Below are 12890 nucleotides of genomic sequence, written 5' to 3'. Positions count from 1 at the left end.
CGCCCCAGGTAGCCGCCCAGCCGACGCCCCGGCCGGCGCCGGTGATCAAGCCGGCCCCCATCATTCAGCCGGCGCCCATTATCCAGCCGGCACCGGCGGCCCAGCCCGCGCCCCAGCCGGTGCAGTCCCAGGGTGGCAGCTATATCGTCCAGCTGGGGGCTTTCCGCAACGCGGACAACGTCAATGCCCTGGTCGCCAAGTTGCGCGCCGCCGGCTATCGGGCCCAGACCACCCCGGCGGTGCCGCGCCAGGGCGAGCTGAACCGGGTCTGGGTCGGTCCCGACAGCAAGGCCAGCCTGGAGCAGCAGCTGGGCGCCCTGGAGCGGCTGACCGGACTCAAGGGCTCGGTGCGGCCCCAGTAAGCACCGGATCGGGGCCCCGCCTGTGGATGCAGGCGGGGCCTTGTTATTTGGGTAACCTCAAGATCCGACCAAGGGAGCAAAGATGCAGGCGGATATCATGGTGATAGGGGCGGGCTCGGTGGGCCTGGCCGCGGGTTATCAACTGGCCCGGCGCGGGGCCCGGGTAGTGCTGCTCGACGAGGGTGCGCCGCCCCATGCCCTGGGTTCGCATCACGGCAGCACCCGGCTGATCCGTTACGCCTACGGCGAGGGCGCCCGCTATGTGCCCCTGCTGCTGCGCGCCCGCCGGCTCTGGCAGGAACTGGAAGCCGAGAGCGGCGAGCCGCTGCTGCTGCCCTGTGGCGTGCTGAACCTGGGACGCGCCGACAGCCCCTTTATCCATCAGGTGGCGGCCAGCGCCCGGGAATACGGCCTGGCGCTGGAGCAAGTGGCAAGGGACGAGATCGCCCGTCGCTGGCCTGCCTGGCAATTGCCGGCGGGGCTGGCCGGCGCCTTCGAGCCGGAGGCCGGGGTGCTGTATTGCGAGCGGGCACTGCTGGCCTGGCGCCGTCTGGCCGAACGGGCGGGTGCCCGGTTGCTCGAACACAGCGCCGTGCGGGCACTGAGTATGGATAGCAAAGGCGGGGTCACGGCCAGCACCGCCCAGGGGGAAATCCGTGCGAGCACGGCGCTGCTCTGCGCCGGCCAGCATACGGTCACCCTGCTCGCCGGCCTGGGACTGAGCCTGCCGCTCACCCGGGTGCGCAAGACCTTCGCCTGGTACCGGGCCGACGAGAAAGCCATGGGCCCCGGCTGCTTTCCGGGCTTTTCCGCCGATCTGGCCGAAGGCATCTACTACGGCTTCCCGACCCTGGACGGCGCCGGTTTCAAGCTGGGCCGCCACGATGGTGGCCAGCCCCTGGCTCCGGGCGAGCCGCTGGCGCCGTTTGGTGCTTTTGAAGAGGACGGGGCGGAGCTGGATGCCGTTGTGCGGGCCTATCTGCCCGGGGTGGGGGAGCTTATCGAGGGCAAGGCCTGCCACTATATCCGCACCCCGGATGAGGACTTTATCCTGGACCGGCATCCGGAACACGAGCGGCTGTTTTTCGCCAGCGCCTGCTCGGGCCACGGTTTCAAGTTCGCCGCTGTGCTGGGCGAGCTGTTCGCCCACTGGATGCTGGACGGCGACCCCGGCTTCGATCTGGCGCCCTTCCGCCTGGCCCGGTTCGGGTAAGGGCCCCGTCGAATGTATTCGACCGTCCATAGCCTAGAGCACCGATCAATTTAAGACGTGAGCAGTGCGATATCTCACCTGTAGGCGCCCGTTCACGTGGCGCAAACCGGCAAAGGGCGGGGAATGCGGAAATTGGGCGCCGGTTTGTGCTAAAGCGGCACCTACAGCGGCAAACGATGTTTGCAGCTTGGCTCCTGACCGGTGGAGCGCGGGCGGGCCGCCTGCGCTCCAGCCATAGCGGCCAATCCCCGGGGGTTACACCGCCGGGATCTGCTGGGTGATGCAGTGGATATTGCCGCCGCCGAGCAGGATCTCCCGCGCCGGCACGCCCACCACGTCCAGCTCCGGAAAGATGGTTTCCAGCAGCTGCCGGGCCTCGTCGTCGGTGCGCTCGTCCAGCAGCGGGAACACCAGCCGCCGGTTGCTGATCAGGAAGTTCACGTAGGAGCCCGCCAGCCGCTCGCCGGCCACCCGGGGTACGGCGGCACCGCTTTGCACCCCGGCGGCTTCCTCCTCGGACACATACAGCGGGCCGGGCTGGGGCAGCTTCCACACCTTGAGCTTGCGGCCCCTGGCGTCCTCCGCCTGCTCCAGCACCGCCAGCGCCGCCCGGCTGCGGGCGTACTGGGGATCGCTTTCATCCTCGCACCAGTGCAGCACCACCTCGCCGGGGCGGGCGAAACAGGCCATGTTGTCGATATGGCCGTCGGTCTCGTCCATATAGACCCCTTCCGGCAGCCAGATAAAGTGGCTGACGCCCAGGGTTTCCCTCAGGTGCTGCTCTATGTCCGCCTGGCTCAGGTGGGGGTTGCGGTTGGGGTTGAGCAGGCACTCGGCGGTGGTGAGCAGGGTGCCTTCGCCGTCCACGTGGATGGAGCCGCCTTCGAGCACCAGCGGGCTGGCCACCGCCGGCAGCCCGTGCACCGCCAGCATGGCCCGGGCCATGGCCTGATCCTGGTCCCAGGGGTGGTAGAGGCCGCCCTCATGGCCGCCCCAGGCGTTGAAGCGCCAGTCGATGCCGACGGCCTCTCCTTTGCCGTTCACCACCACGGTCGGCCCCGTGTCCCGGGCCCAGGCGTCGTCGCTTTCGATGGCCACCAGCGTGACCTGGGGCGGCATCACCGTCCGGGCCTTGTCCATTTCCTTTGCCGGCACCGCCATGTAGACGGGGGTGGCGGCGGCGATGGCCTCGGCCACCCGGGCGAAGGTGGCCTGGGCCGGGGCGCCCTGCTCGCGCCAGTTGTCGGGCCGGTGCGGCCAGATCATCCACACCGCCTGCTGGGGCGCCCATTCGGCGGGCATATAAAAGCCGTTCAGCTGTTCCATCAGCGGCCTCCCGGGGTCTTGCCGTCGGAGGTCATCAGCGCCTGGTACATGGCCGGGCGGCGGTCGCGGAACAGGCCCCAGCTGATGCGGGTCTTGGCGATGGCGTCCAGATCGAAGCTGTGCACCAGCACGCACTCGGAGGTCTTGTCCGCCTGTTGCACCAGCTCGCCGAACTGGTCGGCGATAAAGGAAGAGCCGTAGAAGGTCATCTCCAGGCCGTCGATGTACTTGCTCTGCTCGGTGCCGATGCGGTTGGAGGCGATCACCGGCACCAGGTTGGCGGCGGCGTGGCCCTGCTGGGTGCGGGTCCAGTGGGGCTGGCTGTCGATCTCCGGGTAGGCGGGCTCGGAGCCGATGGCGGTGGGGAAGAAAATCAGCTCGGCGCCCATCAGCGCCAGGCTGCGGGCGGTTTCCGGGAACCACTGATCCCAGCAGATGCCCACGCCGATCTTGGCGTAGCGGGTCTGCCACACCTTGAAGCCGGTGTCGCCGGGGGTGAAGAACTGCTTCTCCTGGTAGGCCGGGCCGTTGGGAATATGGGTCTTGCGATAGACATCCAGCAGGCTGCCGTCGGCGTCGATCACCACCAGGGAGTTGTAGTGGGCGTAGCCGGCGCGCTCGAAGAAGCTGAGCGGCAGCACCACCTCCAGCTCCTGGGCCAGGGCCTGGAAGTGGCGGATCAGCGGGCTGTTGTCCACTTCCTGGGCCAGGGCGAAGTGCTCGGGGCTCTGGTCGATGCAGAAATAGGGAGTTTCAAACAGTTCCTGGATCAGAATGATCTGGGCACCCTGAGCGGCGGCCTGGCGCACCAGCTGCTCGGCGCGGGCGATATTCTCTTCTTTGTTCCAGCTGCAGGCCATCTGGGTGGCGGCCACGGTAACCATTGCCATGGTGAACTCCTTGATAATGAGGGGTTAGTGTCTGGAGCCGATAGAAAGTGTCATGCCTCTGCCAGTCGGCCAAAGGGCCAACTCCGCCGACTCGCCGTAAACCCGTCCCTGGGGGCTCGACGGCGCCATCCCTGGCGCCAACGGTCGGCGGAGCAGTTCCCTTTGGCCTCCTCCCGGGACCTGGCGTTGACTGCCGAGGTGCTATCCATCAGCCATCCGAATCTTCAGGCTTCAGTGTGACCCTTGAATTACCATCCATCAAATGAATAGTATTAATCATTTTATTCTTATGGTGAATATTTGATGAAGCTGCACCAGCTCGATCTCAACCTGTTGCTCGCCTTCGATGCCCTGATGATCCAGCGCAACGTCACCCGGGCGGCGGAGCAGTGCTTTATCAGCCAGCCGGCCATGAGCCATGCCCTCAACCGGTTGCGTCAGTTCTTCGAAGACCCCCTGCTGGTGCGCAGCGCCACCGGCATGGTGCCCACCGCCCGGGCCGAGGCCCTGCACCGGGCGGTGCGCCAGGCCCTGGGGCTGCTGGAACAGGAACTGGGACGGGAGGAACGCTTCGACCCCGCCACCTCCGGCCGGCGCTTCGTGCTCAGCACCACCGACTATGTGGAGTGCGTGCTGGTGCCGCCGCTCATCCGCCGGCTGAAGACGCAGGCGCCCGGGGTGCGCATCGAGATAGAAATATTGCGCGATCGCCTGCCCGAGGGGGCCCTGGCCAACGGCGAGGTGGATCTGGTGCTGGGGTTCGACGAGTACATGCAGGTGCCCGGCTCGCTGCGTACCGAAACCTGGCTGACCGAGCCGCTGGCCGGGGTGGTCAGCCGGGAGCACCCCACGGTGGGGGAGCGGCTCAGCCTGGAACAGCTCACCGGCTTGCCCCATGTGTTCCACTCGCCGCTCGGCACCCGCGAGTCCATCGTCGACCGCTGGCTGGCGGGGCAGGGGCGCAAGCGCACTATCTCGGTCAACAGCCAGAGCTACATGTCGGCGGCGGCCATCGTCGGCCAGAGCGATCACCTGCTGGTGCTGCCCCGCAAGGTGGCGATGATGCTGGCCGAGGCCTGGCCACTGCGGATGGTGGCGCTGCCGGAAGACGCGCCCGCCTACCACCTCAACTGTGTCTGGCACCCGCTGCACGACCGCCAGCCGGCGCTGCAGTGGCTGCGCGATCTGATCCGCAGCCTGATCTGAGCGACCCGCGGAGGCTTGCCAATGAACCACGTTGGCAACGTGGTCCGGCTGTGTGGTCGATCAAGCCAACGAACCAAGTCGCTCCAATCGACCAGGCAAGTTCCCCGCCTGCCTTATTCGCCGCCGGGCTTCTTGCGCCGCATGGGGGCCATGCCGTCGTCGGTGCCCAGGCCCGGGCCGCTAAAGCGTTCGGCGCGGCTGTGCGCCGGCTTGGCGGGCTTGTTCACCGGCGTATGGCCGGGTTTGCCCTTGCCGGCCGGGCGCGGTTTGGCCTTGCCCTTGGCGTCGGCCTTGGCCGCCCTGGGCCTGATGCCCTTGAACTTGCCTTCCAGCCCTTCTATGGCGGCAAAGGCGATGTCCTGCTGCAGAAAACGCTCGATCCGCTTGAAGGCGTCCCAGTCCTTGGGGCCCACCAGCGACACCGCCGCGCCGCTGGCACCGGCGCGGCCGGTGCGGCCGATGCGGTGCACGTATTCTTCCGCCTGCTTGGGCAGATCGAAGTTCACCACCAGCGACACCTGCAGCAGGTCCAGCCCGCGCGAGGCCAGGTCGGTGGTGATCAGCAGCCGCTGCTGGCCCCGGGCGAAGGCGTCCATGATCCGGTTGCGCTCGGCCTGGCTCATGTCGCCGTGCAGGGCGGCGGCGGTTTGCCCCTGCTCCTGCAACAGGGCCGCCAACCGCTCGGTGTCGGCGCGGGTGGCGGTGAAGATGATGGCCTGCTGGTAGTCCTCGTGGCCGAGCAGGTGCCTCAGCTGTGCCTGCTTGTGATCCAGGTGGTCGCACAGCAAAAAGCGCTGCGCTATGTCCTGGTGCTCGGCGTTGGCGGCGCCCACGGCCACCCGCTTGGGCGTCTTGAGCAGGCGCGCGGCCATGTCGTCCGCCTCGGCGTGATCCAGGGTGGCGGAAAACATCAGGGTCTGGCGGCGGCGATGGTCGGCGGCCTGGTGGATCTGCTCCAACTGGGGCGCGAAGCCCAGATCCAGCATGCGATCGGCCTCGTCCAGGATCAGCAGCTCCAGGCCGTTCAGCATCAGTGAGCGACTATCCAGGTGGTTGGCCAGCCGGCCCGGGGTGGCCACGATCACGTCCGGCGACTTGCGCAGCGCCTTGAGCTGATCGTTGAAGTTTTCGCCGCCCAGCAGCAGGGCGATGTCGAGCCCGCTGCCGCTGGTGAGCGAGCGCAACTGGCCGAACACCTGCTTGGCCAGCTCCCGGGTGGGGGCCAGGATCAGGGCGCGCGGATCCCGCTTGCTCAGCGCCCGGGTCTTCAGCAGCCGGTGCAGGGCCGGCAGCAGAAAGGCCAGGGTCTTGCCGGAGCCGGTCTGGGACGAGGCCATCAGATCATGGCCGGCCAGCACCACCGGAATGGCCTTTTGCTGGATCTCGGTGGGGGTGTCGAAGCCCAGATGGCCGAGGGCCCTGATAAGACGGGAGTCCAGTCCAAAATCGTTGAAATGCGGGGATTGTTGCGCCAAGTCACTGCTCCGGGAGTAGGGGAAGTCGGCCGGCCCGGACCGGGCCACCGTGGAAAAAGGGGCATATTGTAGCGAAACTCGGGGCGGATGTAATGATCCTGCGTGATTCGGGGCCCGCTACAACCGGTGCAGGGCATTCCTGAGGTAATCCAGCAGCATGCGGCTGGCGGCGTTCAGCTCGTTGCCGTTGTAGCAAAAGCCCACCGACACGCTGCCCAGCGCCGGGCAGGGGGCATACTCGGGGGAATGTTCCAGATCGTCCGGCACCGTGCTCTTGGCCAGCACGCTGATGCCGAGCCCCGCCTTGATGGCGGCGTGGATGCCGAGCAGGCTGGAGGTGCTGTACACGATGCGCCAGGGCAGGTTGGCCTGGGTGAGGGCGTTGATGATCGACTTGCGGTACAGGCAGCCCTTGGGGTAGAGGATCAGCGGCAGCGGCGCCCCCGGCTCCAGCATCAGGTTGCTGCTGCGCACCCACACCAGGGGGTCGAGGATAAAGTCGGTCAGGCGCGGATGGGGCTGGTTGCTCTCCTCGATGGCCATCACCAGATCGTAGGCGCCCTTCTTGTAGTCGTGCAGCAGGTTGGCGCTGATGTCGCTGCTCACGTCCAGGGTCACATTGGGATAGGACTGGGAAAAACGCCCCAGGGTGGTGGCGAGGAAGGACACCTCGAAGTCGTTGGGAATGCCCAGCCGTACCGAGCCGCTTACCTTGGGCGAGCCCAGACGGGAGACGAGGGCGTCGTTCAGCTCCAGCATCTTGCGGGCACAGCTCATCAGCATCTGCCCTTCCTCGGTGAGCTGCAAGCCCTGGCCGCGGTCGAACAGCTTCACGCCCAGCAGCTCCTCCAGCCGCTTCACCTGCAGGCTCACCGCCGGCTGGGAACGCCCCAGCACTTCCCCCGCCTGGGTAAAGCCCCCCAACTGGTTGATGGTGACAAAGGTGCGCAGCAAATCCGTGGGCAGGTTCTTCATCCTGAATGCTCAATATTTCCAAAGTTAATGACGCTGTCATTGTCATTAACTTCGGCAATGAAAGCCAGCGCCGAGGTGCAGATCTGCCGGGTAGGGCCGCGCGCGGCGTCAGCCGCCTGCGGAACCCTCCAGTTCTTCCCGCCGCAGTTGCCGGTACAGGGCCCAGCCCGCGACCAGGCCGCACAGTGCCAGGCCATACCAGATGGCGGCGGGCGGGGTCGCCGCCGCCTCGCCCAGCAGGGCGCCGATCAGCATGTTGCCGAGCAGGGCCACGCAGCCGCCCAGGCTTGCGTAAAAGCCGTAATAGCCGCCCAGCGCCCGGTCGCCGGCGTAGTGGGGCAGATGGGCGGCAAAGAGCGGAAAGCAGAGGATGGAGCCCAGCGACAGGCAGGCCGCCTGCGTCAGGCTGGCGGCCACCGGCCAGGGCTGCAGCCAGGGCAGGGCGAGATAGCTCACCCCCATCAGCCCCAGGCCCAGCCCCATGCCCCGGGCCACGCCCAGGCGGCGCTGCACCAGCTGGCTGGCGGGCAACTGCAGCAGGACGCCGATGATGGCGGTGAGGGTGAACACGCCGCCGAGCAGCCCGGTGGCCTGCTGCTGGCTGTTGATGTAGGCGGGCACGGCCAGGTACAGCTGGTGGAACAGCAGCTGGTAGGCGGCGGCCATCAGGGTAAAGCGCAGGAAGGGGCCGTTGCCGATCAAGTCCCGCCATTGTTCGCCCCAGGCGGGCGGCCGCTCCCGCACATGGCGGGGGCTGGGGGGCAGCAGCCGCCACTGCAGGGCGGTCAGCAGCAGGAAAATGCCGCCGGACACCAGGCCGGTCACCATAAAGTCGATGCCGGTGAGCAGCATGCCGGCCAGGGGGCCCAGCAACAGCCCGAGCTGGCTGGCCAGGTTGTGCAGGGCAAAGGCCTGCTGGCGCTGGCGGCCGTCCAGGCATTCCGACGCCAGGTAGGCCTGGGCGCAGGGGGTGAAGAGGGCGCCGGCAAAGCCGGTGAGAAAGGCGGCCAGCAGCAGCAGCGGCAGATCCCCGGCCCAGCCGAGCAGGGCAAAGCCCAGGCTGCGGACCAGGCAGCCCAGCACGATGGCGGGCCGGTAGCCCAGCCGGTCGCCCAGGGCGCCGCCCAGCAGGAACAGGCCCTGCTGGCTGAACACCCGCATGCCCATCACCAGGCCGCTGGCCCAGCCGGTCAGCCCCAGGGTGCCGCCCAGGTGAAAGGCCAGGTAGGGCAGGGTCATGTAGAAGGCGAGGTTGAAGAACAGGCCGTTGCACACCAGCAGGCGGGCCGCCGGGCTCAGCATCCGCCAGCTCTGGCGGTAGTGGGTCGTGGTCACGTTATGGTCCGTGCGGTGCCTTTCGGGCACCGATCAGTTTAAAACCTGGGCAGTGCAATATCTCACCTGTAGGCGCCCGTTTACGTGGCGCAAACCTGCCAAGGGCGAGGAATGCGGAAATTGGGCATCCTTTCCCGCCGGTTTGTGTCGGTTCATGCCGGCTAAAGCGGCATCTACAGCACCTCGGTGCCACCCTCATGCGGGCCGCCCGCGCCCAAGAATCGGTTCCGCCTGAATCTTGAACTACATGGCACCCTAACCGGCCGCTAATGCGAAGGTGCGGCCCTGGCTGGCGATATCGTCCACGATCACATGGCCGAAGCCGCGGGAGCAGGACTCCACCCGCGCCTCCACCTGGTAAGTGTCGCGCAGCAGCGCCGGGGTGACGATGTCGGCGGTGGGGCCGCAGGCCACCTGGCGGCCGCCGGCGATCACCAGCGCCTGATCGCAAAAGCGCAGCACATGGTTGAGATCGTGCAGCGTCACCAGCACCAGCATGCCCTTTTCCCGCGCCAGGTCTTTCATGTGGCCGAGCACCTCCACCTGGCGCGACAGATCCAGCGCCGAGGTGGGCTCGTCCATCAGCACGATGTCCGGCTCGCGCACCAGCACCTGGGCCAGGCTGACCAGCTGGCGCTGGCCGCCCGAGAGCTCGCCGAGGTGGCGAAAGGCGAGGGGAGTAATGCCGAGCGCCGCCAGGGTCTGGTCGATGCGGGCCAGCTCCGCCTCGCTCACGCGCCAGCCGCCGCCCTGCTTGCAGGCCAGCAGCACCGACTCGTACACGCTGAGCGCGGCGCTGGCGGCGCTGTCCTGCGGCATGTAGCTGATGCCGCCGCCTTCCGGCCGCAGGCCCTCCACATGCACCCGGCCGGGGCCGTCGATCAGGCCGCTGATGCGCTTGAACAGGGTGGACTTGCCGGCGGCGTTGGGGCCGATGATGGCCACCACCTCTCCCGCCTGGAAGGTGGGGGTGGAAATGCCCTGCAGCAGCAGCTGTTTGCCGTAGCGGGCACCGAGTGCCTCGAGCCGGATGCTTACCATGAGCGCCTCGTCTGGGACAGGATAAGGGAAACGAAGAAGGGAATGCCGATAAGCGAGGTCACCACGCCGATGGGGAAGATGGTGCCGCTGATCAGCGACTTGCTCACCACCGAGCTGACCGAGAGGATCAGCGCCCCGGCCAGGGCCGAGGCCGGCAGGAAGAAGCGCTGATCCTCACCGATGATCATGCGCGCGATATGGGGGCCGACCAGGCCGATAAAGCCGATGGTGCCGACGAAGGACACCGGAATGGCCGCCAGCAGGCTTACCAGCAGCAGGGTCTCCAGCCGCAGCCGGCCGACCCTGACGCCGAAGCTCGCCGCCTTGTCTTCGCCCAGGCGCAGGGCGGTCAGGGCCCAGGCGCGGCGGACGAACACCGGCAGCACCAGCGCCAGCGCCAGGGTGGTGATGGCCAGCTTGGGCCAGGTGGCCTTGCTGAGGCTGCCCATGGTCCAGAACACCACCGCCGACAGGGCCTCGGTCGAGGCGAAAAACTGCACCAGCGCCAGCAGGGCGTTGAAGGTGAACACCAGGGCGATGCCGAGCAGCACTATGCTGTTGACCGTCATGCCGCGCCGGGCGCTGAGCAGGTGGATGAGCAGGGCTGCCAGCATGGCCATGACGAAGGCGTTGAGCGGCACCATCCAGGCGATGGCCGCCGGGATAAAGGCCACCCCGAAGGCCAGGGCCAGGGCCGCGCCGAAGCTGGCGGCGGCGGAAATGCCCAGGGTGAAGGGGCTGGCCAGCGGGTTGTTGAGGATGGTCTGCATCTGGGCGCCGGCCACCGCCAGCGCCGCGCCCACCACCACCGCCATCAGTGCGATCGGCATGCGGATCTCCCACAGCACCACCCGCACCTGCAGCGGCACCGACTCGGGCAGGAACAGCGCCCGCACCACCTCGCCCAGGCTGTAGCGGGCCGGACCCAGGGCCAGGTCGGCGCACAGGCTGAGCAGCAGCGCGGCGGCCAGGCCCAGCAGGAGCAACTGCCGCCGCCAGACGATGGTCTTGTAACGGCCGCTGCCGGCGGCCGGGGTCATGGCGTTACTCTGCATCGGTCAGCGACACCCAATAGCCGGGACGGTAGTCGACGGGCAGGAAGCGCTCATGCAGCTCCTTGAAGGTGGCCTCCGGGTCGAGTTCGGCGAACAGCTCGGGGTGCAGCCACTTGGCCATCTGCTGGATGCCCACGAACTGGTAGGGGCTGTTGTAGAACTGGTGCCAGATGGCGTGCATCTGCCGGTTTTGTACCGCCGCGATGCCGGTCATGGCCGGACGCTGGGTCAGTGCCTCGAGCTTGCGCCGGGCTTCGGCCCGGTCCTGGCCCGGGCCCACCCCCACCCAGCCGCCGCCGGGCACATAGGCTTCCCACATGCCGCCGGTCACGATGACGTGGTCGGGGTTGGAGGCGATGATCTGCTCCGGGTTGAGGTTGCCGAAGGTGGCGGGAATGATGTCCCTGGCGATGTTCTCGCCGCCGGCCAGGGTCACGAACTTGCCGAAGTTGTCATCGCCGAAGCTCATGCAGCACTCTTCCGAGTAGCCGCCGGCCCGGTCGATGAACACCTGGGGCCGAGTGGGTTGATGCTGCTCGAGCACCTCGGTCACCCTGGCGATTTCGGCGGCGCGCCAGGCGATGAATTCCTCGGCCTTTTCCTCCTCGCCGAACAGCTGGCCGTACAGGCGCAGGCTGGGCTCGGTGTGGGTGAAGGGGTGCTCACGAAAATCCACGTACACCAGGGGGATGCCGGCGGCGGCCAGCTTCTCGATGTACTTGGCGTCCTCGGTGGCCTGCTTGGACTCGATGTTCATGATGATGACATCGGGCTTGAGCGACACCGCCTGCTCCACGTCGAAGGTGCCGTCCTTGAAGCCGCCGAAGGCGGGGATCTTCGCCATTTCGGGGAATTTTTCCAGGTAGGCGGCATGGTTGTCCGGATCGGCGCTGGCGAAATCGTCCCGCCAGCCGACGATGCGCTGGAAGGGGTTCTCCCGGTCGAGCACGGCGGTGAGGTAAATCTGGCGGCCTTCGCCCAGGATGACGCGTTGTACCGGCACCTCGACCTCCACCTGGCGGTTGGCGATGTCGGTGACGGTGATGGTTTCGGCGGACAAGGCCAGCGACCAGAGGGCCGCGGCGGCGGTGAACGCCTTGGTCAGGAGAGGGCTGCGCTGCATGGTGTTTTTCTCTGTTATTGGAATGGCAAGCGATATTACAAATAATTCTTATTTTGTAAATGGGGCGCGCCGGTTTTAGCGGAACTTTTTGTGGCTGGGGATGGAAAAGAAGGCGCTATCTGTAGTTATACCTGGACTTTTCGAAACATGGCTGAGGTGTCATGGTCGGCGAGATCCCGTTTTTTATCCGGAGCCGGCGGCTGGTTGAAGCCCCGCGCCCGGTCGGGGCTCCCATCCGCCGCAGCCGCTCCCGGTCGCATAAGAGCATTATTCAGTTTGGCACTGATGCACATTCGAATATTTAATTTTCAAATGACCTGTCCGGCTCCTACCATGCCCCAAGCGACGGTGACAAGCCCGCTCCCTTTTTCCCCTTCCCGAGAGACGATGCGATGACGACAGCAAGCAGGCCGGTTGAGCAGGGGGCCATGCTGCTCCTGGTGGTGTTGATTGGCCTGAACCTGCGGCCCTTTCTTACCGGGCCCGGGCCCATCATAGAGCCGATCCGGGCCGGCACCGGCCTGGGCTACGTGGGCATGGCGATGCTGACCCTGCTGCCCACCCTGCTGATGGGAGTGGGCGCCTTTGCCTCACCGCGGCTCCAGGCCCGCTGGGGCACCCGCCGGGGCATGCTCACGGCGCTGGTGCTGCTGATGCTGGGCTCGGGGCTCCGGCTGCTGGTGCCCGACGGCACCACCCTGATCCTGACCGCCCTGCTGTGCGGGCTGGGGGTGGCCTTCGTCCAGTCCGCCTTTCCCGGCATCATCAAGCAGTATTTTCCCGGCCGGGTGGCCATGGTCACCGGCCTGTATTCGGCCATGATCATGGGCGGCGGCGCCATCGGCGCCCAGCTCACCCCGTTGCTGGCCGGCGGCGGCCACGACTGGCG

At 67.1% G+C, this 12890-nt stretch carries 12 protein-coding genes; 4 read left to right on the top strand and 8 right to left on the bottom strand.

Going from position 1 to position 12890, the window contains the following annotated elements:
* Both CGX12_RS16915 and solA read left to right on the top strand, forming a co-directional pair.
* Positions 1 to 362, top strand: a 362-nt coding sequence (locus CGX12_RS16915) for an SPOR domain-containing protein (protein ID WP_176442101.1), incomplete at its 5' end; no start/stop codon positions are given.
* An 82-nt stretch (positions 363 to 444) separates the two neighbouring features.
* Complete coding sequence (gene solA, locus CGX12_RS16910) at positions 445 to 1575, top strand: N-methyl-L-tryptophan oxidase (protein ID WP_094041018.1); 1131 nt, start codon at positions 445 to 447, stop codon at positions 1573 to 1575.
* 255 nt (positions 1576 to 1830) lie between these two features.
* Here the strand turns inward: solA and aguA are convergent, their stop codons facing one another.
* Positions 1831 to 2901 carry an agmatine deiminase gene (aguA, locus tag CGX12_RS16905; protein WP_094041017.1) on the bottom strand — a complete coding sequence of 357 codons (1071 nt, stop codon included), beginning with the start codon at positions 2899 to 2901 and terminating at the stop codon, positions 1831 to 1833.
* The gene (gene aguB, locus CGX12_RS16900; protein ID WP_094041016.1) at positions 2901 to 3791 is read right to left on the bottom strand and encodes an N-carbamoylputrescine amidase; all 891 of its coding nucleotides are present in this window, start codon (positions 3789 to 3791) and stop codon (positions 2901 to 2903) included. Before aguB ends, aguA begins: the two co-directional genes overlap by 1 nt.
* Positions 3792 to 4094: 303 nt before the next feature.
* On the opposite strand from aguB, the gene CGX12_RS16895 reads away from it, so the two are divergent.
* A complete protein-coding gene (locus tag CGX12_RS16895; protein ID WP_094041015.1) occupies positions 4095 to 4997 on the top strand; it encodes a LysR family transcriptional regulator in 903 nt (300 codons plus the stop codon).
* Between the two features lie 113 nt (positions 4998 to 5110).
* Here CGX12_RS16895 and CGX12_RS16890 read toward each other — a convergent pair whose 3' ends face one another.
* From CGX12_RS16890 to CGX12_RS16865, 6 genes are all read right to left on the bottom strand, one after another.
* The gene (locus CGX12_RS16890; protein ID WP_094041014.1) at positions 5111 to 6472 is read right to left on the bottom strand and encodes a DEAD/DEAH box helicase; all 1362 of its coding nucleotides are present in this window, start codon (positions 6470 to 6472) and stop codon (positions 5111 to 5113) included.
* A gap of 117 nt (positions 6473 to 6589) precedes the next feature.
* Positions 6590 to 7447: a LysR substrate-binding domain-containing protein gene (locus CGX12_RS16885; RefSeq protein ID WP_094041013.1), complete on the bottom strand. Its 858-nt coding sequence runs from the start codon at positions 7445 to 7447 to the stop codon at positions 6590 to 6592.
* A 108-nt stretch (positions 7448 to 7555) separates the two neighbouring features.
* Positions 7556 to 8782, bottom strand: coding sequence for an MFS transporter (locus CGX12_RS16880; protein ID WP_094041012.1), 1227 nt, complete (start codon positions 8780 to 8782; stop codon positions 7556 to 7558).
* Positions 8783 to 9037: 255 nt separating this feature from the next.
* Entirely contained in the window at positions 9038 to 9823 is a 786-nt protein-coding gene (locus tag CGX12_RS16875) for an ABC transporter ATP-binding protein (protein ID WP_094041011.1), read from the bottom strand.
* Entirely contained in the window at positions 9817 to 10863 is a 1047-nt protein-coding gene (locus CGX12_RS16870) for a FecCD family ABC transporter permease (RefSeq protein WP_198401718.1), read from the bottom strand. Before CGX12_RS16870 ends, CGX12_RS16875 begins: the two co-directional genes overlap by 7 nt.
* Positions 10864 to 10867: 4 nt before the next feature.
* Entirely contained in the window at positions 10868 to 12001 is a 1134-nt protein-coding gene (locus CGX12_RS16865) for an ABC transporter substrate-binding protein (RefSeq protein WP_094041009.1), read from the bottom strand.
* Between the two features lie 392 nt (positions 12002 to 12393).
* Between CGX12_RS16865 and CGX12_RS16860 the strand changes: the two genes are divergently transcribed.
* Positions 12394 to 12890, top strand: a 497-nt coding sequence (locus CGX12_RS16860) for an MFS transporter (RefSeq protein WP_142995656.1), incomplete at its 3' end; no start/stop codon positions are given.

It is taken from the genome of Zobellella denitrificans, assembly GCF_002237365.1.
Taxonomy (GTDB): Bacteria; Pseudomonadota; Gammaproteobacteria; order Enterobacterales; family Aeromonadaceae; genus Oceanimonas; species Oceanimonas denitrificans.
The sequence above is the reverse complement of the archived record's forward strand: the minus strand, read 5'-3'. Positions and strand labels throughout refer to the sequence as shown.